Origin of the sequence: Rhodoblastus sp., assembly GCF_019449565.1 — a bacterium.
Lineage (GTDB): Bacteria > Pseudomonadota > Alphaproteobacteria > Rhizobiales > Beijerinckiaceae > Rhodoblastus.
Genome location: NZ_JAGRPM010000013.1, coordinates 122,291 through 148,672, shown reverse-complemented (window position 1 = coordinate 148,672; position 26,382 = coordinate 122,291). Strand labels below are relative to the sequence as shown.

General features: G+C 64.1%; 29 protein-coding genes and 3 tRNA genes. 12 read left to right on the top strand and 20 right to left on the bottom strand.

Going from position 1 to position 26,382, the window contains the following annotated elements; all coding sequences use genetic code 11:
- On the top strand, positions 1 to 196 hold a 196-nt coding region (locus QZ409_RS03425), incomplete at its 5' end, for a hypothetical protein (protein ID WP_296707132.1).
- A 279-nt stretch (positions 197 to 475) separates the two neighbouring features.
- Here QZ409_RS03425 and QZ409_RS03420 read toward each other — a convergent pair.
- The 8 genes from QZ409_RS03420 to QZ409_RS03385 form a co-directional block, all read right to left on the bottom strand.
- A complete protein-coding gene (locus tag QZ409_RS03420; RefSeq protein ID WP_296707130.1) occupies positions 476 to 1,531 on the bottom strand; it encodes a saccharopine dehydrogenase NADP-binding domain-containing protein in 1,056 nt (351 codons plus the stop codon).
- Positions 1,532 to 1,750: 219 nt separating this feature from the next.
- Positions 1,751 to 1,827 (bottom strand) — tRNA-Arg (locus QZ409_RS03415).
- A gap of 56 nt (positions 1,828 to 1,883) precedes the next feature.
- A complete protein-coding gene (locus QZ409_RS03410; protein WP_296707128.1) occupies positions 1,884 to 2,189 on the bottom strand; it encodes an ETC complex I subunit in 306 nt (101 codons plus the stop codon).
- Between the two features lie 69 nt (positions 2,190 to 2,258).
- Positions 2,259 to 2,335 (bottom strand) — tRNA-Pro (locus QZ409_RS03405).
- A 55-nt stretch (positions 2,336 to 2,390) separates the two neighbouring features.
- Positions 2,391 to 2,867, bottom strand: a complete 477-nt coding sequence (locus tag QZ409_RS03400) for a DUF192 domain-containing protein (RefSeq protein ID WP_296707126.1) — start codon at positions 2,865 to 2,867, stop codon at positions 2,391 to 2,393.
- Positions 2,868 to 3,016: 149 nt separating this feature from the next.
- Positions 3,017 to 3,598: a cold-shock protein gene (locus QZ409_RS03395; protein ID WP_296707123.1), complete on the bottom strand. Its 582-nt coding sequence runs from the start codon at positions 3,596 to 3,598 to the stop codon at positions 3,017 to 3,019.
- Between the two features lie 223 nt (positions 3,599 to 3,821).
- Positions 3,822 to 5,039 carry a hypothetical protein gene (locus QZ409_RS03390; protein WP_296707120.1) on the bottom strand — a complete coding sequence of 406 codons (1,218 nt, stop codon included), beginning with the start codon at positions 5,037 to 5,039 and terminating at the stop codon, positions 3,822 to 3,824.
- 10 nt (positions 5,040 to 5,049) lie between these two features.
- On the bottom strand, positions 5,050 to 6,963 hold the full coding sequence (locus QZ409_RS03385) for an OmpA family protein (RefSeq protein WP_296707118.1): 1,914 nt from the start codon (positions 6,961 to 6,963) through the stop codon (positions 5,050 to 5,052).
- 242 nt (positions 6,964 to 7,205) lie between these two features.
- On the opposite strand from QZ409_RS03385, the gene QZ409_RS03380 reads away from it, so the two are divergent.
- A tRNA-Ser gene (locus QZ409_RS03380) sits at positions 7,206 to 7,299 on the top strand.
- A gap of 144 nt (positions 7,300 to 7,443) precedes the next feature.
- Positions 7,444 to 7,917: a hypothetical protein gene (locus QZ409_RS03375; protein ID WP_296707116.1), complete on the top strand. Its 474-nt coding sequence runs from the start codon at positions 7,444 to 7,446 to the stop codon at positions 7,915 to 7,917.
- 125 nt (positions 7,918 to 8,042) lie between these two features.
- Here QZ409_RS03375 and QZ409_RS03370 read toward each other — a convergent pair whose 3' ends face one another.
- The 7 genes from QZ409_RS03370 to QZ409_RS03340 all read right to left on the bottom strand — a co-directional run bounded on the left by QZ409_RS03370 (position 8,043) and on the right by QZ409_RS03340 (position 14,927).
- On the bottom strand, positions 8,043 to 8,843 hold the full coding sequence (locus tag QZ409_RS03370; RefSeq protein ID WP_296707114.1) for a hypothetical protein: 801 nt from the start codon (positions 8,841 to 8,843) through the stop codon (positions 8,043 to 8,045).
- Between the two features lie 1,082 nt (positions 8,844 to 9,925).
- Positions 9,926 to 11,395 carry an Asp-tRNA(Asn)/Glu-tRNA(Gln) amidotransferase subunit GatB gene (gatB, locus tag QZ409_RS03365; RefSeq protein WP_296707112.1) on the bottom strand — a complete coding sequence of 490 codons (1,470 nt, stop codon included), beginning with the start codon at positions 11,393 to 11,395 and terminating at the stop codon, positions 9,926 to 9,928.
- On the bottom strand, positions 11,392 to 11,727 hold the full coding sequence (locus QZ409_RS03360) for a chorismate mutase (protein ID WP_296707110.1): 336 nt from the start codon (positions 11,725 to 11,727) through the stop codon (positions 11,392 to 11,394). The genes gatB and QZ409_RS03360 overlap by 4 nt, the downstream gene beginning before the upstream one ends.
- Positions 11,728 to 11,743: 16 nt before the next feature.
- Positions 11,744 to 13,240 carry an Asp-tRNA(Asn)/Glu-tRNA(Gln) amidotransferase subunit GatA gene (gene gatA, locus QZ409_RS03355; RefSeq protein ID WP_296707108.1) on the bottom strand — a complete coding sequence of 499 codons (1,497 nt, stop codon included), beginning with the start codon at positions 13,238 to 13,240 and terminating at the stop codon, positions 11,744 to 11,746.
- Between the two features lie 51 nt (positions 13,241 to 13,291).
- A complete protein-coding gene (gene gatC, locus QZ409_RS03350; protein ID WP_296707106.1) occupies positions 13,292 to 13,579 on the bottom strand; it encodes an Asp-tRNA(Asn)/Glu-tRNA(Gln) amidotransferase subunit GatC in 288 nt (95 codons plus the stop codon).
- Between the two features lie 121 nt (positions 13,580 to 13,700).
- Complete coding sequence (locus QZ409_RS03345; RefSeq protein ID WP_296707104.1) at positions 13,701 to 14,204, bottom strand: DUF3455 domain-containing protein; 504 nt, start codon at positions 14,202 to 14,204, stop codon at positions 13,701 to 13,703.
- A gap of 24 nt (positions 14,205 to 14,228) precedes the next feature.
- Complete coding sequence (locus tag QZ409_RS03340; RefSeq protein ID WP_296707102.1) at positions 14,229 to 14,927, bottom strand: metal-dependent hydrolase; 699 nt, start codon at positions 14,925 to 14,927, stop codon at positions 14,229 to 14,231.
- Positions 14,928 to 15,105: 178 nt separating this feature from the next.
- On the opposite strand from QZ409_RS03340, the gene ruvX reads away from it, so the two are divergent.
- A complete protein-coding gene (gene ruvX / locus QZ409_RS03335) occupies positions 15,106 to 15,516 on the top strand; it encodes a Holliday junction resolvase RuvX (protein ID WP_296707138.1) in 411 nt (136 codons plus the stop codon).
- A 254-nt stretch (positions 15,517 to 15,770) separates the two neighbouring features.
- Entirely contained in the window at positions 15,771 to 16,091 is a 321-nt protein-coding gene (locus QZ409_RS03330; protein ID WP_296707100.1) for a hypothetical protein, read from the top strand.
- A 10-nt stretch (positions 16,092 to 16,101) separates the two neighbouring features.
- On the opposite strand, the gene dprA is transcribed toward QZ409_RS03330, so the two are convergent.
- From dprA to pyrC, 3 genes are read right to left on the bottom strand one after another with little or no spacing between them, the layout of a single operon-like run.
- Positions 16,102 to 17,313: a DNA-processing protein DprA gene (gene dprA, locus QZ409_RS03325; RefSeq protein ID WP_296707098.1), complete on the bottom strand. Its 1,212-nt coding sequence runs from the start codon at positions 17,311 to 17,313 to the stop codon at positions 16,102 to 16,104.
- Positions 17,310 to 17,909, bottom strand: coding sequence for a glycerol-3-phosphate 1-O-acyltransferase PlsY (plsY, locus tag QZ409_RS03320; RefSeq protein WP_296707097.1), 600 nt, complete (start codon positions 17,907 to 17,909; stop codon positions 17,310 to 17,312). Before plsY ends, dprA begins: the two co-directional genes overlap by 4 nt.
- Entirely contained in the window at positions 17,909 to 19,234 is a 1,326-nt protein-coding gene (gene pyrC / locus QZ409_RS03315) for a dihydroorotase (RefSeq protein ID WP_296707094.1), read from the bottom strand. The genes plsY and pyrC overlap by 1 nt, the downstream gene beginning before the upstream one ends.
- 159 nt (positions 19,235 to 19,393) lie before the next feature.
- On the opposite strand from pyrC, the gene QZ409_RS03310 reads away from it, so the two are divergent.
- Both QZ409_RS03310 and QZ409_RS03305 read left to right on the top strand, forming a co-directional pair.
- Entirely contained in the window at positions 19,394 to 19,864 is a 471-nt protein-coding gene (locus tag QZ409_RS03310; protein WP_296707091.1) for an HXXEE domain-containing protein, read from the top strand.
- 23 nt (positions 19,865 to 19,887) lie between these two features.
- On the top strand, positions 19,888 to 20,448 hold the full coding sequence (locus QZ409_RS03305) for a TetR family transcriptional regulator (RefSeq protein WP_296707089.1): 561 nt from the start codon (positions 19,888 to 19,890) through the stop codon (positions 20,446 to 20,448).
- A 33-nt stretch (positions 20,449 to 20,481) separates the two neighbouring features.
- Here QZ409_RS03305 and QZ409_RS03300 read toward each other — a convergent pair whose 3' ends face one another.
- Positions 20,482 to 20,829: a hypothetical protein gene (locus QZ409_RS03300; RefSeq protein ID WP_296707087.1), complete on the bottom strand. Its 348-nt coding sequence runs from the start codon at positions 20,827 to 20,829 to the stop codon at positions 20,482 to 20,484.
- Positions 20,830 to 20,881: 52 nt separating this feature from the next.
- Between QZ409_RS03300 and QZ409_RS03295 the strand changes: the two genes are divergently transcribed.
- From QZ409_RS03295 to QZ409_RS03285, 3 genes are all read left to right on the top strand, one after another.
- Positions 20,882 to 21,556 carry an alpha/beta hydrolase gene (locus QZ409_RS03295; RefSeq protein ID WP_296707085.1) on the top strand — a complete coding sequence of 225 codons (675 nt, stop codon included), beginning with the start codon at positions 20,882 to 20,884 and terminating at the stop codon, positions 21,554 to 21,556.
- Between the two features lie 213 nt (positions 21,557 to 21,769).
- Complete coding sequence (locus QZ409_RS03290) at positions 21,770 to 22,912, top strand: MBL fold metallo-hydrolase (protein ID WP_296707083.1); 1,143 nt, start codon at positions 21,770 to 21,772, stop codon at positions 22,910 to 22,912.
- Between the two features lie 51 nt (positions 22,913 to 22,963).
- Positions 22,964 to 23,503 (top strand): hypothetical protein, encoded by a 540-nt coding sequence (locus QZ409_RS03285; RefSeq protein WP_296707081.1) that lies wholly within the window; start codon positions 22,964 to 22,966, stop codon positions 23,501 to 23,503.
- Positions 23,504 to 23,564: 61 nt separating this feature from the next.
- On the opposite strand, the gene QZ409_RS03280 is transcribed toward QZ409_RS03285, so the two are convergent.
- Positions 23,565 to 24,137 carry a redoxin family protein gene (locus QZ409_RS03280; protein ID WP_296707080.1) on the bottom strand — a complete coding sequence of 191 codons (573 nt, stop codon included), beginning with the start codon at positions 24,135 to 24,137 and terminating at the stop codon, positions 23,565 to 23,567.
- 125 nt (positions 24,138 to 24,262) lie between these two features.
- On the opposite strand from QZ409_RS03280, the gene QZ409_RS03275 reads away from it, so the two are divergent.
- Both QZ409_RS03275 and xth read left to right on the top strand, forming a co-directional pair.
- Positions 24,263 to 25,537, top strand: coding sequence for an FAD-dependent monooxygenase (locus tag QZ409_RS03275; RefSeq protein ID WP_296707078.1), 1,275 nt, complete (start codon positions 24,263 to 24,265; stop codon positions 25,535 to 25,537).
- 3 nt (positions 25,538 to 25,540) lie between these two features.
- Positions 25,541 to 26,320 carry an exodeoxyribonuclease III gene (gene xth, locus QZ409_RS03270; protein ID WP_296707076.1) on the top strand — a complete coding sequence of 260 codons (780 nt, stop codon included), beginning with the start codon at positions 25,541 to 25,543 and terminating at the stop codon, positions 26,318 to 26,320.
- The last annotated feature ends 62 nt before the right edge of the window (positions 26,321 to 26,382 follow it).

Genomic DNA, 26,382 nt, shown 5'->3' with positions numbered 1-26,382 from the left:
GGGATTTATCGGACTCGGAATCAGTCATGTCGACGCCAAAGTCAGGGCTGAGGAAGCAAAGGCCTTGGTGGACGGCCGCTCGGGGTGCTCGGAAAAACTTCTGACCGATCAGGAAGCTTTGTGCTCCCGAGGCGCCGTGCGATTCGACCGCGTCGGATTTGGATCCTCGCACAGGCATTTCACGAACGCACATTGACGGCGCGCTTTGCCAGAGAACGTCAGGCGCGGCGTCTTCCCGCGCGTTTTTTCCCTCGCAGACAACCGCACATGATTCTGCGAGGCGCAAAAATTATATGCTTAACTCATTGAAATTATTGGCGACCCCGGCTGGATTCGAACCAGCGACCTACTGCTTCGAAGTGGCAGCGCAAGGACGTCGAAGGGGTTCGACTCCAACCGCCGACAGCTGCTGACGTTACGTCGACACTATCGTCGCTCCTGCCTTTCAGGCGGGCGATTGTGGGTGGATTTGCGTTCAGGCGTAGATGTCCTCGCGCGTCACCCCCTCGAAGCTGAGGATGTAATCCGCACCGAACGCGAGGCTGGGCGTGTGGAACCCAGGCTTGACCTGTCCAGCGGCGACGCGCCGCGCGGCGTCGAGCGCCGTCACGACCGTCAACGAATAACCCTCCGGCGTCCTCAGTCGAGAGCGAACCGACTCGCCCCTGTCATTGCGCGCGACGCCCACGAGAATAGCCCGTCCAGCGCGCCGCGTCGCTTCGCTTGGACCTTCCGGCAAACGGTCAACTCTGGCTTTGAGAATGCTTTGCATGAAGCCAAGCCCCAGGAACACCTTGACCAGTCGCGGCATCCGAGCGAACGCTTTGACAACCGAAGTCGCCTCCATTTGGACTTCGATATTAGGGATAACAGTCGAATAGAAAGCGGTCGCGACATCGCCCCAGCTGACTTGAAAGGTAGGCCTCTCGCCTTCCCCGAAATCGCACGAACCCGCGTCCACGCGATCACTGGAGACGAGACGACCGCCTCGGCGCATGCGCGTACCGGTGGCGATCGCTTCAATCACGGTCTTGGCCGTACCGCGCGACATCTCGTTACCGAGCGAAATGCAGAGTTTCAGGTCGCTGGCGTCTGGCAGCCGTCGTTTCAAATGCGCGGCGAGGCAGTCGCTCGGCACGACGTCCAAGCCAACTCCTGGCAACAGCATGACACCCTGCCGCTTAGCCTCGGCATCGCGCAGCGCCAACGCCTCGAAGACGTCAATTTCCCCGGTGATGTCGAGATAATGAACTCGGTTGCGGATACACGCTTCCGCCATCGGCCGCGCCGTCGCGGAAAAAGGTCCAGCGGCACAGAGTACGACCGAAACGTCCTTGAGCCCCGCGTCAATCGCGGCGGCGGCCCCAAGATCAAACGCCCGGGCGATCAGCCCAAGCGACTCGGCGACAGCTTTGACGTTTTCGATATTTCGTCCGGCTAGGATAGGGCGCACACCGAATTCGACAGCCGCCTTCGCAATGAGTTTGCCGGTATAACCGGTCACACCATAGATCAGGATGGCTCCATCCATGAGGCGCTTCCCCGTCGTCGGAAATGCTGGACGAGGTTGGCACACCGTTCCGCCAATGTCACGGCGTCTTTCAAAACTCAATAGCCGGTATGATCGGCGCAGAGCCGCGCGCCATACAACACCGGGAGGCTGCAACGTTACGCCTATTTCCCTTATTTGTAGCGCTTCCTAAATAAGGCAGAGATTCCGCTTAATATTTTTTATTTTCAATCAATTAGATGGCGACCCCGGCTGGATTCGAACCAGCGACCTACTGCTTAGAAGGCAGTTGCTCTATCCGGCTGAGCTACGGGGCCCAAAGCCCTGTCGGTCCGGAGGCTTGGCCCGGAGGCTGGCCCGGCCGATCGAGCCTTCAGTGCGTCCAGGGCGCGACGCGATTATTGCGGAAGTTATCCGAATAGGAGACGGTGCGGCGGTGGGCCTCCTTGGGCTCCTCGACGCGATAGGCGATGCCGTTCCGCTCCGCATAGGCCACGGCCTCTTCCCGGCTTTCAAAATCCAGGCGAATCTGGCTGTTCATGTCGCTCGACGAGGTCCAGCCCATCAGCGGCTCGATCGTGCGCGGGCTTTCCGGCAGGTAATCCAGTCGCCAGAGCTTGGTCTTGCCCATGCCCGATTGGGTGGCGTTCTTCGAAGGACGATAAATGCGAGCCGTCATGACCGTTACAATCTCCCATCCTTTCGCCGCGCCGGGACGGCGGCGGACCGAACGTCTTCAGCGGGCCGGTGGTCGGGGCAGCAGGATTCGAACCTGCGACCTGAAGTACCCAAAACTTCCGCGCTACCAGGCTGCGCTATACCCCGACTGCGCCGCCGTTTCGCTAGCATGGGCGGCGCTTCCCGACAAGCCGTCCGACCGTCAGGGCTTGAAAAGGGAATGCCGCACGAGATCGCCCGGCTTCAGCCCGATTTTCCGGGCGAAGCCGGCGTTGACCTCCAGCACGCTATAAACTGGGCCGTTCGACGAAATAATGGCCTGGGACATCGGCTCGGCGTTTTCATGGATATGGGTCACGACTCCGTCCCGCGAGATGAAGATCATATCGAGCGGAATATAAGTGTCCTTCATCCACATCAGGACGTTTTGAACCTTGTCGAACTGAAACAGCATGCCGCGATCGGCGGGCAGATAGCGCCTGTCCATCAGGCCGTGCTCGCGCTCGGCCTCTGTGCGCATGACCTCGACCGACAGGGCGTGATCGGCTGGATGCGCGCCCTTGGGGTCCGTGACGAGCGTCAGATTCTCCAGCGCGGCGGGGGCGCCGGCCTCAAGCGCAAGCGCGTTTTGGGGAAAAACAAGAGGCGCCGCGGCGCATAGCGCCAGTAACAGCGCCATTCCGCGTGCAGGGCGCACCATGCCGCGCGCGAGGCGAAAAAGCGCACGCCGGCAAATCGGGGCGGCAGACCCAAACAAACGCGCCATTACGACCTCTCACAAGATTCCTGGCCCCCGGGACGATCAAGCTCCCGGCGGCCGTGAAACGCTCAATGCGCGCTGGGAATTCGGGTCTCCAGAACCCGAACCTCGGCGGCCATGAGCCCCTTTGGCCCCGGCCCGAATCGCGCCAGAAGCGAATCGCCGGGCTTAAGGTCGGCTATGCCATAGCGGCGCAATGTCTCCATATGGATGAAGATATCCTCGGTGCCCTCGCCACGCGTGAGGAAGCCGAAGCCTTTCACGCGGTTGAACCATTTGACGACGACGATCTCAAATCCACCGACCGATTCCGCCGCGCAATGGGTGCGGGCCATCGGCAATTGCGCGGGGTGGACAGCGGTCGATTCGTCCATGGACAGGATGCGGAACACCTGCAGGCCGCGCGACCGGTTTTGCGCCTGGCAGACCACCTCCGCGCCTTCCGGCGCGGTCTGATAGCCGTCGCGCCGCAGCACCGTGACATGGAGCAGAACATCCGCAAGACCATTGTCGGGCACGATAAAGCCAAAGCCTTTGGCCATATCGAACCATTTGATGCGGCCCCGGACCTCGATCACCTCGGCGGCGGCGTCATTGGCCGAGCCAGTCTCGAAATCCTGCGAATTTCCAATGTGTTCTCTGGCGCCCAATGAAGCGGCTCCCGATCTAAATTGCTATTGCCCGTTCTCGAACCGTTGGCCGGCCGCGAATCTTGTGTCCGAACGAACTGAGAATCACTTGATTAAGGATAGCATCCAAGATCGGCGTTCCTAGCCGTTTTTTGCGTCGACAAGATTATCCCACACAAATTTTCGCAAGCGACGGACAAGAGACGGAAACGACTTGCCGCGGCCAAGTTTTCGCGGCGCCGCATCAACATTCGGAGCTTTCCCGCGTCAACCCCGCGAGGGTCGCGGCCTGTTCGCGCCATTGTTCCCGGGCGACCCGGCCCGGCGACGCCAGATAGGAATCGACCCAGCGTTCATTGTCCAGCGACCAGGCCGCAATCTGGCGGAACGTCCAGATTCCAAGCTGGTTCAACCGTTTGGCGGTCACGACGCCGACGCCCGCCATCCTCTGGATATCGTCGCCTTCGCCGTGCGGCGGGGCCAGCAGACCGAGCGGCCTTTCGCCAGGATAGAGCCGGTCATTGGCCTGGGGCGCGACGACCTGCGGCAGCGCCGCGCTCAAGAATTGCGCGGTCCCCTCGTCGAGCGACTCCGGTTGCCCACCGTCGCGGGAAGCGCCTTCGCTCGCTCCGGCATGCGCCGACCGCTCGCCGGAATCTCTCGCGTTCGCTCCGGCATGCGCCAAACGCTCGCGTGCGTAATCGGTCTCAACCCCATGGGCGAGCAAACGCGCCTGCGCCGCCCAATAGGCGACGACGGCGCTGCCCCGCCCCAGCCTGATCGCGATCGCAGCCTGGTCTTCGCCGGTCAGTCGCGCGAGACCGGCAAGATTGGCAATTCCCTGACCACGCAAGCCCCGCGCCTCGGCGTAGCCCAACCCGTGAATGAGCGCCAGATTATCCTGATCGCACGCAAATTCGGATTCGCGCCGTTCCGGCCAATCCAGCTCTGGCTCGGATGGTCCGGACCTTGCGGCTTCCGTCTCGGGCCGAGGCACCTTGATCGCTTGCGCCGCTCCTGAATCGCTATTGGGCGGCGATGATTGACTTTCGCTCGAAGCGAGCAGGCCCGACGCCGCCGCGAGCGCGGACAGCGCGCGAGGCGCGGCGGAGGCAAAACCTTCCGCCTGATGCAGAAAGTCTTGCGCCGCAGCGATCCAGTCCGGCGCCGGCGTGACCGTGCGCTCGCGGAAAAGGCGCCGAAGGCCGCAGCCGCACAAGCCACCGAATCCATAGGCGCCGAAGATCGCCAGCGCGGTTTCAATCTGGAAGCCCCAGCGGCCCGGCGCGATTTGCAAAGCCGCCGCGCATAATCCCGCCAGAAAAGCCAGCACCAGCAGCGCGCTCCATCCACTCGAGCGCGGCGGCCCCTGCCCCGCGCCGCAGGCAAGCAGGCCAAAGGTCAGGCCGAGGGCGAGCGCGGCGGCGATCCATGGGAAAAGACTCTGCAGCAGAACCAGCATCGCCCCTCCCTTACTTCACATGGATCTCGATGCGGCGATTTTTCGCCCGGTTCTCGTCGCTGTCATTGGGCGCCAGCGGCGCCGTCTCGCCCAGGCCCTGGATGATCAGCCGATCCCGCGCGACGCCGGCGGCGAGCAGAAAGGCGGCCACCGTTTCGGCGCGGCGCCAGGACCATGCGAAATTGTGCGAAATGCTGCCGACATCGTCGGAATGGCCGAAGATTTCCAGCGACGCCTGCGGACATTTTACGGCCTCCGACGCCAGCGCGTCCAGCAGCGCGGCGCCTGCGGGCGAAATGTCCGCGCTGGCGTAATCGAACCAGATGACCGCCGCCCGCGCCTGCTCGGGCAGGCGCCGCTTGCAGGATTCAGCGGCTTTGGGCGACGTCAATGGCGGAATCGACGGGACTGCAGGCGGAGATAAGGGAAGCGGCGCAGGAGCGGCGGGCGCGGGAGCGGAGGGCGCGGGCGGCGCAGACTCCAGTGGGGGAATTGGCGCAGGCGCGGGCGGCGAAGCTGGCGCAGGAGGCGCAGGGGGTTTGGCGGGCGTCGGCGTTGCGGGCGTGGGCGCGGGCTGCGGCGGCGCAGGCTCTTCGCGCTCGGCGCCGGTGACGTCGGCCTGAACGGCGAAGCCCTCCGGCATGGCGGCGATGAAAGCGGTCCTGACCGCCTCGGCCTCCGTCGCGCGGACGGCGTCGCCGCGCAATCGGGCGGAAGCGTCCCGCAAGCCGAAGCGGCCGACGCCCAAACGGGAGAGCTGCTCCAGCCCTCCCAGCGCCGCCGTCAGAAAGCCCTTTGGCGCGCCCGGTCCGCGCCGCATCGAATCGGCCAGCGCCAGACTCGCGAATTTCTCCTGCGCGGCCGCGCGGATTTTCGCGCAGGCGTCCTCGTCGCCGCAGAACCCTGTCAGCGTCAGCGTCTTGTCGTCTTTCTCGGCGCTGAACACATAGGGCGAGATCTCGCCCGCCGCGACGCCGCCGGCATCGAGGGCGACGCCCGGCTCCGGCGCCACGGCCGCGACCACCCCCGCCGCGTCCATTCCGGCGCGCGCGACGCCCGACAGCCGAGCCCGCCCGCCGTCCAGCGCGACCTTGCCGTTTTTCAGCTGCGCCAAAGCGCGCAAAGCGAAACCCGCCTCGGCCGCGAAGCGCGGCGGCGCGCCGGAACGCGCCTGCAACCCGTCCGCAACCTTGACGTCGGGGAATATTTTGCGCGCCTGCGCCAGCAGCGCGGCGCGCTCAGCCTCGGAGCCGACCTGCCCAGCCAGGCGCAAGACCCTGCCGTCATTCTCTGCCGCGAAGGCGAACTTTTCCGCGCGCGGCGGCGCGATCCGGGTTTTAACGGCGCCCGCCGGTCCGGCGAGGGCGAGCGCGGCCTGATAGTCTTCCGGCGTCGCGGCCTGCCCCGCCAGCGTCAGTTCTCCGTCGCGCCATTGCGCTTCCCCGCTTTGCAAATGCCCCAGAAGCGGCAGGGCGGCGGCGGCCTTTTCGGCAAAGCCGGGTGGCGCGCCTGACGCATAGGTCATGTCATCGACGATTTGCGCCTGCGGCGCCGCCTGTTGCGCCGCCGCGACCAGCGCCGCGCGGACTTTCGGCGAAGGAACGCCGCCCGATAGACTCACCGTCGCGCCATCCCGGGCCGCGCGCCAGGCATAGGGCGCAAGCGGCGGCGGCGGAACCAGCGCATCGGCGACGCGCCGCACGCCAGGAAGCGCGGCGACCTCCGCCAGCGCGGCAGCCCGCGCCGATTCGTCGAAGATCATCCCGCTGACCGTGACATCGCGGCCTTGCGCCATGGCGGAGGCGCCGTCGCCGAGGCGCTCGCGCAGCACAGCGTCGGCGCGGCCGGCCAGCCCCTGCTCGAAAGGCCCGGTTTCGAACTGGATCAGGGCGAGCCAGAGCGCCAGAACCGGCGCCAGACCCATCCACCAAATCCCCGGCCAACGCATGACTGCTGCTCCGATGCGATCCATTTGCGCCGCGAACCATTTGCGCCGCGATCCGCCTGAGACTAGCCGCGCCGGGCCGATCGCGCCATCGCCCTGTCTTCCCCGCGAAAGCTGTCCGGGCAATCGCGGGAAGCGCTTGCCAATCGGCTCACGGTCGGGCATATGTCTGCGCCACGCGCTCCGCTGCGGCCAGCCGGCTGCAAAGCGTAGCGCCGGTTGGAGACGTGGCCGAGAGGCTGAAGGCGGCGGTTTGCTAAACCGTTATAGGGTTGTAAAGCCCTATCGAGGGTTCGAATCCCTCCGTCTCCGCCATTACCCGCACCCGTACAGGGTTCGGGGGCGGGGGCTCTACGCGAGATGTCAATGCGGCGATTTTCGCGAGGCCTTCTGATTTCAAACATCGCGGGACTTTGTCGCCTTTTTCGGCGCGCGGCGCCGCGCGCAAGACTGGCGGCGTTGATTCTCCCTGCTTTGCTGTTCAACTGCGCCTCGCTGAGCGCCAGAACAGAGCCGGCTCCGGCCGCGCAGGCCAAACCCGCCAGCCCGGACAGGCCAGCCAGCCCAGACAAGCGCGCCAAGCCTGCCAAACCGACGAAGCCTGCCAAACCGACGAAGCCAGCCAAGCCGTCGAAGCCCGTCAAGCCACCCACACCGGTCAGCCCGGCCATACCGCCGGCGAAGGACGCCGCTCCCCCGGCGCAGCATCCCACGCAGCCCGCGCCCGATTCGCAGGGCGCGAGCCCAGCGCCCCCGCAACGCGCGCCGGTCGATATCGATCCCGAAAAATTGCAGCCCTATAATCTGCCGCCCGCCTCGCGGCAGCGCATGCGCCTGTGCGGCGAGCGCTGGCGCGATCTCAAGATGGCGGGAAAAAGCGTGGGTCTGACCTGGCGCGCCTTCGCCGAGAAGTGCCTGCCCGGGCAGGACTAACCCCAGTACTCTCAGCCGAACGCTTCCCTTGACCGCGATGAGTCGCGGTCAAGGAGGAAAGTTATACGCGCCGCCTTCAATATCCCGTCTTGTTGAACGCCGAAGGCGGGCGAATAACGCTCGGCTCAGCTTTGTCCATCTGTCGGCTGGGCGGCTGGCGCCGGAGCGTCCGTGGCGACGGGCTGCGATTCGGCGCTGGCCACTTTGGGCTTGCGCGGCGCGCTGCGTCTGGCCTTGGGTTTGCCCGGGGCGGGCTCCGCCTTATCCGCGACAGACGCGGGAGCGGCGAGAGCCTCCGCCGCGACTTTCCCAGTGACGCGGCGCGAGGCTGCCGCCGTGCGCGCCGCAGGCTTGGCCCGCGTCTTGGCGGGGGCTTTCTTTCCGCGCCCCGTCTTGGCGATGTCAGTCTTCGCTGCGTCAGTCTTGGCCGCGTCAGCCTTGACTGCTTCCTTGGTCGCAGCCTTCTTTGTCGAGGCCGCGCGTCCCTTCGGCGCTCCGGCCTTCGAACGCGCATTCTCGCTCGCGGAGGATTTGGCGGCGTTTTTCTTCGCGCTGGCCGGCTTCGGGCCGGGCTTTTTCGCAGCGGCTTTCTTGTCGACGGATTTGGCGGCGGCCGCTTCCTTGGCGGAGGAATTTTTCCGCGCCGATTTCTTTTCTGTCGACGTTTTGCCGACTGCCTTCTTGGCGGCCGCCTTGCTGACAACCGGATTTTCGGCCGCCGTTTTCGCCGACGTCTTTTTCGCGCTCGCGGACTTCTTCGCGCTTGCTGATTTCTTCGGCTCCGTCGCCTTCGCCCTTCCCTTTTTCGCTGTCTGGGCGGCTTCCTTCGCAGCGGTCTTGGCTGCCGCCTTGGCAGTCGTCTTGACGGCAGTCTTGGTGGCAGTCTTGCTCGCAGTCTTGGCCGGCGCCTTGGGCGCGGATTTCACGGAGCCTGTTTTCGCGGCGGCTGTTTTTTTCGCCGCGCTGGTTTTCGCCGCTGAAGGCTTGGATGCTGAAGACTTGGACGATGAAGACTTGCCCGCTGAAGACTTGCCCGCTGAAGACTTGGCCGCTGAAGACTTGGCCGCTGAAGACTTGGCCGTCGTCGGCTTGGTCGCGGCCGCTTTGGGCGCGCGCGCGGATTTGACTGACTCTGATTTTTTGGCGGACTTTTCAGCTGCGCTTTTCCCTGAACTTCTGGCCGCCGTTTTGGTCGCGCTCTTGGTCGCGCTCTTGGTCGCTGGTTGTTTGGCCTGGGCCTTTTTCCCATCCGTCTTTGCAACCGATTCCGACTTCGTCGCGGATTTGCTTCCCGCCTTGGCGCCAGGCTTGACGCTGGTTTTGGCAGCTGCCGACTTCGTGGCGCCAGTCTTGGCGGCAGCGGGCTTGGCGACGGCGGTTTTGGCCTTGGTTCCGCGAGGCTTTTTTTCGACGGTCTCGGCTCCGGCTTTCGCCTTCGGTTCAGCGGATTTTTTCGCGGCGGATTTCTTCGTTGGTGTTTGCGCCATTTCTACCCCCATACGTCGCCGGCGCTTGCCCAGCCGGATTTGGCGCAAGCAGCCTAAACCTGTTGAAAACTCTTGCAAGAGAGGGTGTGACGCTTTAACGCGCGCCGCGCGCGTTCGAACGATTCGCGGCGGCGCGGCTGCGGAAGTTTTCACGCTCGCGGTTCGTCGCAAAATGATCCCGACGTCGCCGCGTCGAACACAAAAGAGTCAGGCGAACGCGACGAAACTCGCGCCGCGCGACCAGCGAAAGCCGGCAAGATTCTGAATTGAAAACATAGGTTTATTTCGCACGCAGTTTGCGTTGCTCGGCGAAGAGCGCCGATCCGGCCAATCGCTCCACCCAGCGAAATTCTTCTGGATGGCTCTTTGCTCGGCAAAAAAGCATGCGGAGGGAGACAACGAAATTCGCACATATGATGCGCGCCGCCGACCAGAAAAAAATTTCCGTCAAAGTAAAAATGCGCGGCGAAAAGGCCGCGCATTTTTCAAAATCACACGGGGACGCACTAAAAAACGCGCGCTCAAATTCCCAGCTTGCTCTTCAGGATCTCATTGACCGTCTGCGGATTTGCTTTACCGCCCGTGCCCTTCATCACCTGTCCGACGAACCAGCCGAGCATGGTCGGCTTGGCCTGCGCCTGCGCGACCTTGTCGGGATTTTTCGCGATGATCTCGTCCACCGCGCGCTCGATCGCGCCGGTGTCGGTGACCTGTTTCATGCCGCGCGCCTCGACGATCAGCGCGGGGTCGCCGCCCTCGGTCCAGACGATTTCGAACAGGTCCTTGGCAAGCTTGCCGGAGATCACATTGCTGGCGATGAGATCGACGATGCCGCCGATCTGCGCGGCGGAAACCGGTGAGGTCTCAATGCTCTTGCCTTCCTTGTTCAGGCGGCCGAACAATTCGTTGATGACCCAGTTGGCGACGAGCTTGGCGTCGCGGCCTTTCGCCGCCGCCTCGAAATAATCCGCCGAGGCGCGCTCCAGAACCAGCACGCCCGCGTCATAAGGCGAGAGGCCATATTGCGAAACGAAACGCGCCTTCTTCTCGTCGGGCAGTTCCGGCAGATGGGCGCCGAGCTCATCGACAAAGGCCTGGTCGAATTCGAGCGGCAGCAGATCGGGATCGGGGAAATAGCGATAGTCATGCGCTTCTTCCTTCGAGCGCATCGACCGCGTTTCGCCCTTGTTGGGATCGTAGAGCCGCGTCTCCTGATCGATCTTGCCGCCGTCTTCGAGAATGCCGATCTGGCGGCGCGCCTCGACGTCGATGGCCTGTCCGATGAACCGGATCGAATTGACGTTCTTGATCTCGCAGCGCGTGCCGAACGGCTCGCCGGGCTTGCGCACGGAAACATTGACGTCGGCGCGCAGGGAACCCTGCTCCATATTGCCGTCGCAGCTGCCGATATAGCGCAGGATTGTGCGCAGCTTGGTGACATAGGCCTTGGCCTCGTCCGCCGAACGCATGTCGGGCTTGGAGACGATCTCCATCAGCGCCACGCCCGAGCGGTTGAGATCGACATGCGAGTCATTGGCGCCGAGATCGTGCAGCGACTTGCCAGCGTCCTGTTCGAGATGCAGGCGCTCAATGCCGACGGAAATCTGCTCGGTCGGCGAAAGATCGACCAGCACCACGCCTTCGCCGACGATAGGATATTTATACTGGCTGATCTGATAGCCCTGCGGCAGATCCGGGTAGAAATAGTTCTTGCGGTCGAACACCGAGCGCAGGTTGATCTGCGCCTTGAGGCCGAGGCCGGTGCGAACCGCTTGCTTGACGCATTCCTCGTTGATCACCGGCAGCATGCCCGGCATGGCGGCGTCCACCAGCGAGACATGGCTGTTCGGCGCGCCGCCGAATTCTGTCGAGGCGCCAGAAAAGAGCTTCGATTTGCTCGTGACCTGGGCGTGAATTTCAAGGCCGATGACGACTTCCCATTCGCCGGTCGCGCCCGGAATCAGTTTGGACGAATTGACATGCGTGCTCATGCGGGATCCATCTTTCCGTCCGACGATTTTTTCATCAGACGCTCTTCATAGCCAATCGACCATTCGACGAGCGCAGTCCACAGCGACCGCGCGAGATCGGGATCGAGATTCTTTTCCCTGGCGCGGGCCGCGACGCGCGCCAGCACCTCGTCCACGCGCGGCTGGATGCGGGCGGGCCAGCCGATGCGGCTCTTGATTTCGGCGGCGGCTTCGATCTGCCGCTGGCGGTCGGCAAGCAGTTCGACGAGAGCGGCGTCGAGCGTGTCGATCCTCGCTCGCAAGGCGGCCATTTCCGCATTGGCCGCTCCGTCGATTTCGCCTGTTCCGCTCATCGCTTCGCGCTCCGGCTCAACCCCACCAGCTCTCGGGCAGGCCGATCTTCGGCGCCGCCTCCTCGATGACCTGCGCGAGAGAGAACAAGGTCTCTTCCTCGAACGGGCGGCCGATCAATTGCAAGCCCAGCGGCAGGCCGTCGGAGGACAAGCCGCCCGGCAGCACCAGTCCCGGCAGGCCGGCCATGTTCACCGTCACAGTGAACACGTCGTTGAGATACATTTCCACCGGATCGGCCGAGCCCTTTTCTCCAAGCGCGAAAGCTGGCGACGGCGTGGCGGGCGTCAGAATGGCGTCCACGCCGGACTGATAGGCGAGATCGAAATCGCGCTTTATCAGCGAGCGGATCTTTTGCGCACGAAGATAGTAAGCATCATAATATCCTGCCGACAAAACATAAGTGCCGATCATGATGCGGCGGCGCACTTCCTTGCCAAAACCTTCGGCGCGCGTCAGTTCGTAAAGATCGACGATGTCCTTGCCGGTGTGGCGCAAGCCGTAGCGCACGCCGTCATAGCGCGCCAGATTGGACGAGGCCTCCGCCGGGGCGACGATATAATAGGCCGGCAGCGCATGGCGCGTATGCGGCAGGGAAATCTCGCGGATTTCGGCGCCCGCAGCCTGCAGCCACGCCACGCCCTGCTCCCAAAGGGCGGCGATCTCGGCGGACAGGCCGTCGAGGCGATATTCCTTCGGAATGCCGATCACCTTGCCCTTGATCGAGGCGCCGACGGCCTTTTCATAATCCGGCACGGGCGCATCGACGCTGGTGGTGTCCTTGGGGTCATGGCCCGCCATCGAGCGCAGCAGGATCGCCGTGTCGCGCACAGTCTTGGCGATGGGGCCGGCCTGGTCGAGCGACGAGGCGAAAGCGACGACGCCGAAGCGTGAGCAGCGGCCATAGGTCGGCTTGATGCCGACGGTGCCCGTGAAGGCGGCCGGCTGGCGGATCGAGCCGCCGGTGTCGGTCGCCGTGGCGCCGAGGCACAGCTGCGCCGCGACCGCCGCCGCCGACCCGCCAGACGAGCCGCCGGGCACGATCTTGGCGTCCGATATCTCGCCGTCCGAGCCCTTACGCCGCCAGGGCGAAACGACGGGGCCGAAATAAGATGTCTCGTTCGACGAGCCCATCGCGAATTCGTCGAGATTGAGCTTGCCCAGCATGGTCGCGCCGTCGCGCCACAGATTGGCGGTGACGGTGGATTCGTAAGGCGGGATGAAGCCTTCGAGAATATGGCTGGCGGCGGTGGTCTGCACGCCTTCGGTGGCGTAGAGGTCCTTGATCCCGAGCGGAATGCCTTCAAGCGGGCCAGCCTCGCCCTTGGCGAGTCTCGCATCGCTCGCCCGCGCCATGGCCAAGGCCTTGTCTGGCGTCTCGACGATAAAGGCGTTGAGGCCCTTCGCGCGCGTCATGGCGTCGAGATGGGCCTGGGTCAGTTCGACCGCCGAAAACGTCTTGGCGGCGAGGCCTTCGCGCGCATCGGCAAGCGTCAGGCGGGTCAGGTCGGACATTTCAAATCTCTCTCGGCAAATCTTTTCGCGGAAAATCTCTCGCGACGATTCCTATTCGATCACTTTCGGCACGACGAAGAAGCCGTCCTCGCGCGCGGGGGCGTTGGCGAGAACCTTGTCGACGATAGCGCCATCGGTGATGACGTCGGCGCGCTTCTTCATCGTCATCGGCAGCACCGAGGTCATGGGCTCGACGCCTTCGACATCGACCGCGTTCAGCTCCTCGACGAAGCTGAGGATGGAATTGATCTCATTCTGCAGATAGGGCGCTTCTTCCTCGCTCACGCGAATGCGCGCGAGATGGGCGATGCGCCGCACCGTCGCCAGATCGACCGACATGGGGACTCCGTGGGGAAAGGAAAGGTGTAAAGCCTATACAGAAGGCCGCCCCCAGGCGCAACGTTCCACGCGCCCGACACGCGCAAGAGTCACTACGGAAAATCCCGGCGACAGGAGGCGCTCACTTTTTAAGGAAGACATAATCGGCCGAATAGGAAACGCTACGAAAAGCGCCATCGGTTTCGCAGGCGCCCTCCAGGACGCCGCCATGGGTATGGACGCGCTGGATGGCGACGGCTTCGCTCAACGCCCCTTGCCCTTCTCGCGCCGTTACATCCAGCTTGAGCCAGAGAGCATCCGCCGGCGTCGCGCCGGGCGCTTTGCCAACGACCTTGCCTTGCGCCTGGCTGCCATCGTCCAGCCGCCAATGGGGGCCGGCGAAATGGCGGCCGACCGTCACGCCGTCACGCAGCAATGTCGCAATCGGCTCGCGATAGGTCCAGACCAGCTTGCCGTCGGGACCGGCCTTGCATTGATGGATCTGCGCTCCCTCGGCATGGAGGGTGAGGAAAACAGAGAGGCCCGCCGCCTGGATCGACGGCGGCAAATCTTCGGCGCGGGCTCCGCCGCCAGCCATTAGCATCCCACTCAGGACGACGTGGAGGTTGGATTTCAAGCAGTCCATTTCGACCTCCTAACTTGAAAAGCTTCAAAAAAGAAGCGCCTCGCCGATCGACGGAACATGGATCTTCGTCGCTGTCCCCTGCATCGCGTCGAGAAACGCCTGAGGGGTCGGATCGATGATCGGGAAAGTGCCATAGTGGCAGGGAATGACATCGCTGAACGAAAAATAGCGTTTCGCCGCCAAGGCCGCCGCCCGTCCGTCCATGGTGAAGCGGTCGCCGACCGGAATCAGGCCGATTTCCGGCTGATATATTTCGCGGATCAGCTCCATGTCGCCGAAGATCGCGGTGTCGCCGAAATGATAGACGGGCGGCCCGTCTTCCGGCAGCAGGACAACGCCGTTGGGATTGCCCAGATAGATCGACCTGCCGTCCACGACCGCGCCCGAGGAATGCAGGGCGGGCGTGAGCGCGACCGAGAAATCGCCGCAGGGAATCACCCCGCCGGTATTGCCGGGATTGATGTTTTCCACGCCCTGTCCGCCGAGAAACATGCAGATCTCGAAATTGGCGACGACCTCCGCGCCGGTTTTGCGGACGATCTCGACCGTATCGCCGATGTGATCGTCATGGCCATGGGTCAGCACGACATGGGTGATCCCCGCCGCCGCCTCGTCGAGGCTGCCGGTGAATTTCGGATTGCCGGTGAGGAAAGGGTCGATGAGAATATGGGACGTCCCCAGATCGACGCGAAAGGCCGAATGGCCGAGCCAGGTGATTTTCATGGAATGAGCCTCTGGTGCAGAGCCATGTGTCGATTGAGCCGGGGTCATCCGCGCTGGCCTTCGCCCGCCGCTCATGCTAGCCAAAAACATGAGCGAAGAGCAGCATAAAGAGCAGAAATTCGAGGCAATCGTCACGCTGGAGGCTTTGTCCGGCCTGCTGCGGCGCAACGACCGGCTGATGGGGATCGACCTCGGCACGAAAACCATTGGCCTCGCCTTGTCCGACGTCGAGCGTAGCCTCGCCACGCCTCTGGAGACGATCAAACGAGTCAAATATACGCCCGATGTCGAGAGAATGCTGGCGCTGGCGGACAAGCATGGGGTCGCGGCCTTCGTCATCGGTCTGCCGCTGAACATGGATGGGACCGAAGGGCCGCGCGCGCAATCGACCCGCGCCTTCGTCAGGCAGACAGCGCCTCTGGCGCGGCGCCCCTTCGTTTTTTGTGACGAGCGCCTCTCGACCGCCGCCGTCACGCGGGAGCTGATCGCCCAGGACGTCTCGCGCGGAAAGCGCGCGGAAGTTGTGGACCGCATGGCCGCGGCCTATATTTTGCAAGGCGCGCTGGACCGTTTGCGGCGTCTTGGCTGAAGCACAAAATGGCGAAATTTTGTCGGAGGCTCTTTTCTTTTCAGCGACCCAAATGTACCTTTTCTACAATGATTTCCACTGTAGAAGCGCCCTTTCAGAAAGCCAGGCGCATTCGGACCGGAAATGACGAAATGGAAACCGAGGCGAATTGCGGTCGCGGCGAAAGACAATCTTGGGTTGAGCTTTTTTACGCAGCACGGCGGCGCCTGCGCTTCAGCTTCCGATTTTAATTCTTGCATGGATTGCGGTGATTTATGCTCAAGAAATCCAAAACCGGCTCCTGCGATCCGTCGGCGTTCGTCAGCACTGCGCTGCCGTCTCAACAGGCGCTCCTGGCGACCGCCCCCGCCGGGCAGGACTTCAGCTACGGTCAGGATTTCAGCTACGACGATGATGTCGAGATCGATGTCGATTCCGTGGAAGACACGGCCCGTTACATCGCCGACATGATCGCGTCCCTCGCCTATATTGCGCGCGAGGCCAAGCTCGACCTGCTGACCTATCTGCTCGACATGGCGCGGGTCGAGGCCGAAATGCAGGCTCGCCAGAGCGAAATCGCACCCGAAAACGACTGAACCCGATCCATCAGGAGATCAGCGCCACGCGGTCGCCGCTTTGGCGTTCGATCCGTCCTTCGATCTCCAGCTCCTGCAGAATCAAGCGAATTTCGCCGGCCGAACAGCCGCTGGCGCGGGCGAGGTCGTCCACGGCGACGGGCGCCGGCCCAAGCAGCCGTTCGATTCTTTCGTGCGGCGAGAGATCGTCCGTGGATTGCGCCGGTTCGCGCGGCGGCGCGAGCGGGGCGACTTCCGGCTGGGCGGCAGGCGCGAGTTCGGCGTCCCATTCGTCCCACAGGGTCTCATCATAAGGCGCGGGATCGGGTTCGAACAGCAGATCGTAACGCGTCGCGCCGCGCGCGGCCAAGGGCGCGACGACATCGACAATGTCCTGCACGCTGGCGCAAAGCAGAGCGCCGCCACGGATCAGGTCATTGGTTCCTTCCGCGCGCGGATCGAGCGGCGAGCCGGGCACGGCGAAAACCTCCCGGCCCTGGTCCTGGGCGAAATTCGCCGTGATGAGCGAGCCGGAGCGCCGCGCCGCCTCGACCACGACGGTCGCGAGCGACAGGCCGGAGACGACGCGGTTGCGGCGGGGGAAGTCGCGCCCGCGCGGCTCATAGCCGAAGGGCATTTCCGATATGACCGCGCCGCGTTCGGCCATCTGGTCGATCAGGGCGAGGTTTTCCGGCGGATAGGGCTTGTCGAGCCCGCCCGCCAGTACGCCGACCGCGCCGGTCGCCAGCGAGGCGCGATGGGCGCAGGCGTCGATGCCGCGCGCGAGGCCGGAAACGACGACATAGCCCGCCGCGCCAAGCCCGCGCGCGAGCCTTTCGGTCATGGCGAGACCGGCGGCGGAGGCGTTGCGCGAGCCGACCAGCGCGACCATCGGCTTTTGCAACAGCGCGACGTCGCCGCGCACAAAAATCAGCGGCGGAGGAGAATCGATGGCGCGCAAGCTGGCGGGATAATCGGGCTCAATGCGCGCGATCAGACGCGCGCCGAGGCGTTCGGCCTGATCCCACTCCCGCAAAACCGCGTCGCGGGAGGCCATGACCACGGGGCGGCCCTTGCCCTGCCGGATCAGATCGGGCAGCGCGCGCAACGCGGCGCCGGCGTCGCCATAGCGCTGGATCAGGGCTGCAAAGGTGCGCGGGCCGATATTCTCGCAGCGGATGAGATGCAGCCAGTCGAGCTTCTGCTCCGCCGTGAGGCGCCGGGGTTCCGCCCCCTGCTTCATGATTTCTGGCCGATCTTTCCCTCCGTCCCGTCGAACAGGCGGGCGATGTTTTCCTTGTGCTTCCACCACAGGATCGCGGCCATGACGCCAAGCAGCAGGGCCTGACCCGGCAGGCCCATCGCAAAAAGCACGAAAGGCGACGCGGCGCTGGCGACCAGAGCGGCGAGCGAGGAGTAACGCGACAGGAACGCGACTGAGAGCCAGATGGCGATGAAAGCCAGACCCGCGGGCGAGGCGATTCCCAGAAGGCTGCCCAGAAAGGTCGCGACGCCCTTGCCGCCCTTGAACTTCAGCCAGACCGGGAAAATATGCCCGAGAAAGGCGCCGAAACCCGCCAAAGCGCCGGCCTCCGGCGAAAAGGCGGACATGATCAGCGCGGCGGCAGTGGCCTTGAGCGCGTCGAGCAGCAAGGTGGCCGCCGCAATGTCCTTGCGGCCGGTGCGCAGCACATTGGTCGCGCCAATATTGCCGGAGCCGATCGAGCGCACATCGCCAAGGCCGGCCGCCTTGGTCAGCAGCAGGCCGAAGGGGATCGAGCCGAAGCCGTAGCCGACGACGAGGGCGGCAAGCCCGAGTTGCAGGGAAGGCAAGACCATCACGCGCGCTCCATCATTTCGACCACGCCATGGACGATATGGCCGCCGACCATGGTGGCCTTGACCACGCCCTGCAGTCGAGCCTCGTCGAAGGGCGTGTTCTTGCTGCGCGATTTCAGATTGGCCTTGTCTAGCACATAGGGCTCGTCCGGGTCGAAGCGGATGAGGTCGGCGGGCGCGCCGCGCTTCAGCCGCCCCTGCTCCAGCCGCAGGATATCGGCCGGCCGGGTCGTCATGGCGCGCAGCAGGTTGGCGAGCGGAACCTGTCCGGCATGGACCAGCCGTAGCCCGGCCGACAGCAGGGTCTCCAGCCCCACGGCGCCGAAATCCGCCTCGCCGAAGGGCAGGCGCTTGGTCTCGACGTCCTGCGGATTATGGTCCGAGAAGATCACGTCGATCAGCCCGCTGGCGACCGCCTCGACCAGCGCCAGCCGCTCTTCCTCGCGCCGCAGCGGCGGCTTGAGCTTGAGGAAGGTGCGATAGGAGCCGATGTCGTTCTCGTTCAGCGTTAGATGATTGATGGTGACGCCGCAGGACACCGGCAGGCCTTCGGCCTTGGCCTTGGCGATGACCTCCAGCGCCAGCGTGGTGGAAATGGGCGCGGCGCAATAGCGCGCGCCGGTCATGCGGACCAGACGGATGTCGCGGTCGAGCGCGATGGCCTCGGCTTCGCGCGGCACGCCGGAAAGGCCGAGCCGGGTCGCCAGCTCGCCCGCGTTCATCACGCCGGAGCCGGCGAGGTCGCGGTCTTCCGGAAAATGGACGATGAGGGCGTCGAAATCGCGCGCATAGGTCATGGCGCGGCGCAGGGCCTGGCTGTTGCGGATCGAGCGCGAACCGTCGGTGAAACCGGCGGCGCCCGCCTCGCGCAACAGGCCGAATTCGGCGATCTCCTGCCCTTCCAGCCCCTTGGAGATGGCGGCCATGGGCAGCACCCGCACCCTGCCATGGTCGCGGGCGCGGCGCTTGAGAAAATCCACGACCGCCGGATCGTCCACCGGGGGGCTGGTCTCCGGGCTGGCGACGAGCGTGGTGACGCCGCCGACCGCCGCGGCCGCCGTGGCCGTGGCGATGGATTCGCGATGTTCGGCGCCGGGCTCGCCGACGAAGGCGCGCAGGTCGATCAGGCCGGGGCAGACGACATCGCCGCCGCAATCGATCACGGCGATCTCGCGCGGCAGGTTCGCGGCCGCGATCTCCGCGCCGAAAACCTTGATCCCGCCGTCCTCGACCAGCACGCCGCCGCGCGTCTCGGCGCCGCTTTCGGGATCGATCAGGCGCGCATTGACGAAGGCCAGGGGCGGATGGGGCTTTGTCTCAACCATGGTTTTGGATAGCGCGCGGCGCGTGGCGGGGCAATGCAGGTCAGAGCGAATTCGACGCACAACGCGTGATTTTCCGGTTGATGCGATTTTTTGGTTGGTATAACTACCAATACTAAATACTCAACATCAGGCAATGGCGCACACGCCGGGAGAAACGATATGACGATGACGACCCTCGCCTGGCTGGGCATGGCGGCTTACGCGATGCATATCCTCGAAGAATACGCGCTCGACTGGCTCAACTGGTCGCGCAACGTCCTCGGCCTTCCGACCGAGTGGAATGATTTCTATGTGACAAATTGCGTCGTGATCGCTCTCGGCATCGCGCAAGCCATGCTGGCGCCGACGCTCCCCCTCGCGGTCCTGGGCTTCTCGGGTCTCCAATTCATCAATGCCGTTCTGATGCACGTGACGCCGGTGATCCGTACGGGGGGGCGTTTTTCGCCCGGCGTGGTCACAGGCGTCTTGTTGTTCCTGCCCCTCAGCATCGCGACCTACTGGACTGCATGGACCACCGGCGTCGCCACCTTAAGCGATCTTGTCCTCGGCCTCGTGATCGGCGGCGCAACGCTTGCCTTCCCCATCGTCATGCTCAAGGTGAAGTCTTGGCCCTATTTTCGGCAGGCCTGAACTGACTGTCGTGGAGAGCGGATGTGGAAGATCGGCGGAAACAGATCATTGACGCGGGCCTCGCCATCCTTGCCGAGGAGGGCCTGCAAGGGTTCACCCAACCGCGAATCGCCGCGCGAACAGGCCTTCGTCAAAGCCATCTGACTTATTATTACCCGACCCGGACCGATCTCCTCGTCGCGGTCGCCCGCGCCGCGACCGAGATTCAGGCCGCCAACGCCCAGGCGATGGCCCAACGCATCGTCACGCGGGAAGACGCCGCCGATGTTATCGCATGCGGAACAGCCCGGCATGAAAACACGCGTGTGCTGCTGGCTCTATGCGAAGCCGCCGAGCAGGAGCCCGACGTCCGCGCGCTGTTCAATACACTTGCGGACGGCTCGATCGGCCTGCTGATGGCGCTGTTGTCAAAACTGGGCCTGAAGCCGATCCCCGCGCATGCCGACATTCTGCACGCGCTCTTTATCGGCCTTTCCGTCACCCACCTTGCGACGGGCCGAACCAATGGGGAAGCCCGGTCGAAGGCGGCGCTCGACGCCGTTTTCACTCTTTTCGCCCAGAAACGCGCGCCGCGCGGGAAATAGCCTCCGGCGCCCGAGGCTCCCGCAGAGGCCTGATCATGTCCCCCGCCGCCGGACCAGCCAGCCGATCGCGAAGCCGATCAGCGCCAGAAGCGTGAAGGCGCCGAGCTGGAACACAATATTGCTCATGGCGCCGGGCAGTTTGCCCGGCCCGCTGGCGTGGGAATAAAGGTCCGAGGCGTAGATCGCGGGCGCCACGATCAGCGGCAGCATCCACCAGGGCCGCCATCCCCGCCAGCCGATCAGGGCCGCAAGGGCCAGCGTCGGATAGGCGAGGCCGTCCGAGAAATGCTCGAAGGCTGCGAAAAGCGTCAGCCAGAAGATACGAAAGACAAGCAGCACGAGACGCTCCGCGAGAAAATGACGAAAAAGTTTGCTTTGCAACCCCGCGTTTCGTTAAGAAGGCCCTTCTTGTCCTTCATCCGAGACCAAGCCCATGCCCGAGGTTATTTTCAACGGACCCGCCGGTCGTCTCGAAGGGCGCTTCCATCCGTCCAAGCAGCGTGGGGCGCCGATCGCGATCATTCTTCATCCGCATCCGCAATTTGGCGGGACGATGAATAATCAGATTGTCTATCAGCTTTATTATGCCTTCGCCGAGCGCGGATTTTCCGTTTTGCGCTTTAATTTTCGCGGCGTGGGCCGCTCGCAAGGCGCGTTTGACCACGGCCAGGGCGAATTGTCCGACGCGGCGGCCGCGCTCGACTGGGCGCAGGCGATCAGCCCCGAGGCGCGCGCCTGCTGGATCGCGGGCGTTTCGTTCGGCTCGTGGATCGGCATGCAATTACTGATGCGCCGGCCGGAAATCGAAGGCTTCATCTCCATCGCTCCGCCGGCTAACCGCTTCGATTTCAGCTTCCTCGCGCCCTGCCCCTCCTCGGGGCTGTTCGTCCATGGCGACCAGGACCGCGTCGCGCCGATCAAGGAAGTCACCGGCCTCATCGAGAAGCTGAAGACCCAGAAGGGCATCCAGATCGAACATGCGGTCGTCGAGGGCGCCAATCATTTCTTCGAGGACCGGGTCGAGGACCTGATCGGCAAGGTCGGACTCTATCTCGACAAGCGCCTCGGCAATCCGGCGAGAATCGCCATCGCCTCGCGCGGGGACTGAATTTTTTCATTCCCTTCGCTGCTCGCTGCGCGCGGCCTCGACTGGAACGAACAGGCGCCGCAGGCGTTAACCCGCAGATATTGCCTTTTTGCCTTCAACGGCGGCCTGCCAAGCGCCAGCGGCCCAACAAGCGCCGCAAAACGCAATTCGGCGCTTCCGTACTTCGACCCATCTCGACGCTTCCCGGCAGCAGAGGCGTGAGGGGAGCGAGCTATGGCTTTTTCCAATCACCTGTCATTTCCAGATCGCCGCGACGTCATGCGAGGAGGCGCCAGCCTTTCATTCGGCGCTTTGACATCCTTGCTCTTTTCGGGAGCATCGCGGGCGCTGGCGGCTCCACTACGGGGCGGCGCGCCCGAAATCGATCAACTGGTCCTGCGGATCGTGACCGACTCCTATCAGATGGCGACGGCGCAGAACGCCAAGGTCGGCAATGTCGAGATCAAGCGTTTTGGCTTCGCGGTTGGCGATCATCCGCCCAGCAAGGCCATCCTGAGCGAGTTCGGACTCTCGATGCATGCGTCCTCAATGCTCGGGTCGCAACAGAGAAACGTCCTCGTGGATTTTGGCTATACGCCACAGACGCTGCTCAACAATCTGGAGCTTCTGGGCATCGATCCGGGCGCCATTGACGCCCTCGTCCTTTCGCACGGCCATTACGACCATTTCGGCGGGCTCGCGGGATTCCTGCAAGCCACGAGCGGCAAACTGAAGCCGGACCTTCCATTCTATTTCGGCGGCGAAGAGTGCTTTTGCGCCCGCCAATGGCTCGCGCCTCCCATGAAGGGCGATTTCGGCGCCATCGACCGCGATGCGCTGAAAAGCGCCAGATTGTCGATCATGTCCTCCCCCGGACCGGCGAAAGTCGCCGATCACGGGTTCACGACAGGCCGGATCGACCTGACATCCTTCGAGAAAGTTCTTTCGCCGAGCGCAATGACGATTGGCCGGAGCGGCGCTTTCGGCTGCTTCGCGGAAGAGTTCAGCGAAGAAGAACGGCAGAAGGGCGTCATTCCCGACCAGTTCCGCCATGAAATCGGGACGGCGTTCAATCTCAAAGGGCGAGGCCTGATTGTGCTGACGTCATGCAGCCACCGGGGCGTGGTGAATGTCGTTAAGCAGGCGCAGGCGGCTTCGGGCGTGGAAAAGGTCCATGCTGTCGTCGGTGGCTTCCATCTGGCGCCTCACAAGGAGGACTACCTCCGCGAGACCGTCAAGGCTCTGGGCGCGCTGAACCCCGACTTCGTCATCCCGCTGCATTGCAGTGGCGAACCGTTCTTTGAAATCATGAAGGCGGAAATGCCGACAAAGCTGCTGCGTGGCTATACGGGCACGGAGTTCGTCTTCGCGGCTTGACGGGCGCGCGACTTGTTTTTGCGAGGGGGAAATCAAGGGAGGAAAAAAACCATGACGACAGGATGGCGCGGAATTCTTGCAGCCGCCGCGACGATCGCGCTCGCGACCGCCGTCCATGCGGAACAGCAAAAAATGAGCGATGCGGATTATATCGCCAAAGCGATGACGGCCGCGCCCGAGGCTGTCGCCAAGGGGGCCACCGTCTCCGCCATGGAGGGCGCCTCCATGCGCGTTCTGCACAAGGGCTCCAACGAATGGACCTGCATGATCATGCCCGACGGCGTGCCAATGTGCACGGATGCGGCCGGAATGGCCTGGGTCCATGCGCTCATGACCAAAGCGGCGCCGCCGGACAAGATCGGCTTCATGTATATGCTCGCCGGCGACAATGGGACCAGCAATGCGGCGCCTGGAGCCCCGGCGCCGACCCCGGACAATCATTGGGTCAAGACCGGACCGCATGTCATGATCCTGGGTGTGAGCGCCAAGTCGATGCCAGGCTATCCGCGCACGCTCGATCCGGACCCGACCAAGCCCTATGTGATGTGGCCGGATACGCCATATGAGCACCTGATGTTGCCGGTGAAATGAAGTTTCGGGGCGACCAGGTCGCCCCGCTATCATTTACGATCCGACGCCCTGCTACGGCGCATCACGCTTTGGGGACGGCAAGGAGCGGCGCGATGCGCTCGCGCAATTGCGCGTAATCCATCGGGCCTTGCGCCGCGAATGCCAGCTTCGGCGCTGGCGCGAATACGAAATGCGCCGGGACGCCGCGCGCGCCCAGCGCGCGGAACAAATAGCCCTTGCGATCCACGCCGACCTTGAAGAAGGGATTTCCCTGCTCACGCAGGAAGGCAAGCGTCTTTGCAGGCTCGTCGAGCGAAGCTACGCCATAGATTTTCACGCCGGATCGGGCGAATTCCATCAAGGCAGGATGCTCCTCGCGACAGGTGGGGCACCATGAGGCGAAGGCGTTGACATAAACGGCCTGCCCCGCGATCCCGGCGGAAGAAAAGCCCGGAATGGGCGCGCCGGAGGCGTCGGTCAGGCCCGCCAGAGCCGGCAGGTCGAAATGATCGGCGGCGAAAGGGTTGAGCAACCGCTCCCACAAGCCATGCCGGCGCGCCTGCCAAAGCCCGGCTCCGGCCGCGCCGGCGCCCAGAATGCCCGCGCCGAGCAAGAGCGCGCGGCGATTGGTGTCGGGGTAGTCTTCTGTGTTCATGCGCGGACTCTGGCGCATGGGCGTTAACGCCGCGTTGGCGCGGCAAATCGTCTTGTCGCCAAAGGCGGCTTGCCGTTCTAAAACTGCGGGCCTTAAAGTGAGTCTGGTTAAGGAGAGGACGCATCATGAGCCAGGCGAACGCAAAAGACGCGGAGCCGCATGTGATCGCATGCGACGTGCTCGTCGCCGGGGCGGGCTCCGCTGGACTCTCCGCCGCCCACGCCTTCGCGGCGCAAGGCCGCAAGGTCGTGATCGTCGGCAAGATCGAGACCCATCTCGCCGGGCGCACGGTGGCGCTGTTCGAGGGTTCGCTGCGTTTCTATCGGGCGCTGGGCCTGTGGCCGCGCTGCGCCGCTCACGCCGCTCCCATGGAAGGGATTCGGATGATCGACGACACAGGCTCGATCTTCCCGACCTCGCCCAAGGAATTCCGCTCGCGCGAGATCGACCTCGACGCCTTTGGCGAGAATATCGAGAACAACGCCCTCGTCGCGGAACTGGCGCAGGCGGCGCGCGAAAACCCCGCCATCACGCTGATCGAGGACCTGATCGACTTCTTCGAGCTGAATTTCTCCGGCGCGCGCGCGCGGCTGGCGTCGGGCGGGCGGATCGAGGCGCAATTCATCGTCGCCGGCGAGGGCCGCAACTCGCAGGCTCGCCAGATCGCGGGAATCACCGTCCAGACCTGGTCCTATCCGCAGATCGCTTTGACCGCGCTGCTGGCGCATGACAAGCCGCATCACAATATTTCGACCGAGTTCCACAAACGCTCCGGCCCCTTTACCTTCGTGCCGCTGCGCGGGCGCGAAGGCGCGCCGCACCGCTCCAGCCTGGTCTGGCTGGTGTCGCCGCGCGACGCCCTGCGCCTTCAGGCCCTGCCCCCGAACATGCTCGCCGCCGAAATCGAGGATGAATCGCACGGCCTGCTTGGCTCCATCCGGCTCGACGACCCGCTCGGCGCCTTTCCGATGGGCGCGATGAAAACCTCGCGCGTCACCGGAACGCGCATGGCCCTGATCGGCGAATCCGCCCATCTGTTCCCGCCGATCGGCGCGCAGGGGCTTAACCTGAGCCTGCGCGACATCGCCAATCTGGTCGATTGCCTCGAGGGCGTGAACCTCGACGAGCCGGACGAGATCGCCCGCGCGCTGGAAACCTATGAACGCCAGCGCGCGCGCGACATCGGCCTGCGCATCAATGGCGTCGATATTCTCAACCGCTCGCTGCTGATCCACGCCCTGCCGGTCGATTTCGCCCGCGCCTTCGCGCTGACCTTTTTCTCGGCCTTCGGTCCGCTGCGCCGCGCGCTCATGCGCGAAGGCGTGACGCCACATGGCCCGACGCCGAAGCTCATGCGCGCCCGCCCGCCGGTTCGCCGCCCCGCCGCCAGAGAGGCCTGACTTTTGCGTATCGCAACCTGGAACGTGAACTCCGTGCGCCAGCGCGTCGAGGCGCTGCTGGCCTATCTGAACGAAGTCCAGCCGGACGTGCTGTGCCTGCAGGAGCTGAAATGCCAGGAGGAGCAGTTCCCGCGCCTTGAGGTCGAGGCGGCGGGCTATAATGTCGCGATCCACGGCCAGAAGTCCTATAATGGCGTGGCCATTCTCTCCAAGGTCCCGATGGAAATCGCCGTGGGCCTTCCAGGCGACGAAGCCGATGTGCAGTCGCGCTATATCGAGGCGGTGATCCCCTGGGGCGCGACGGTGCTGCGCGTCGGCTGCCTTTATTTGCCCAATGGCAATCCGCTCGGCACGGAGAAATATCCTTACAAGCTCGCCTGGATGGACCGGCTGACCGCCCATGCCAAAAAGCTGCTCGCGCTGGAGGAGCGGCTGGTGCTGTGCGGCGATTACAATGTCATTCCCGAAGCCCGCGACGTCTATGACCCCGCCGCCTGGCTCGGCGACGCGCTCTTTGCGCCGCCGACGCGCGAAAAGTTCCGCGAGCTGCTGGCGCTCGGCTTCACCGACGCCCTGCGCGCGACCACCGACGCGGCGAAACAATATACGTTCTGGGATTATCAGGCCGGCGCCTGGCAGAAAAACAACGGGCTTCGCATCGACCATCTGCTGCTGTCGCCGCAGGCGGCCGACCGGCTGGAGAGCGTGACCATCGACAGGGACATGCGCGCGAAGGACAAGCCCTCGGACCATGTGCCGATCCGGGTGGATTTGCGGGATTGAATGGAGCCTTCTCCCCTCGCGGGAGAAGGTGGCTCGCCTGAAAGGCGAGACGGATGAGGGGA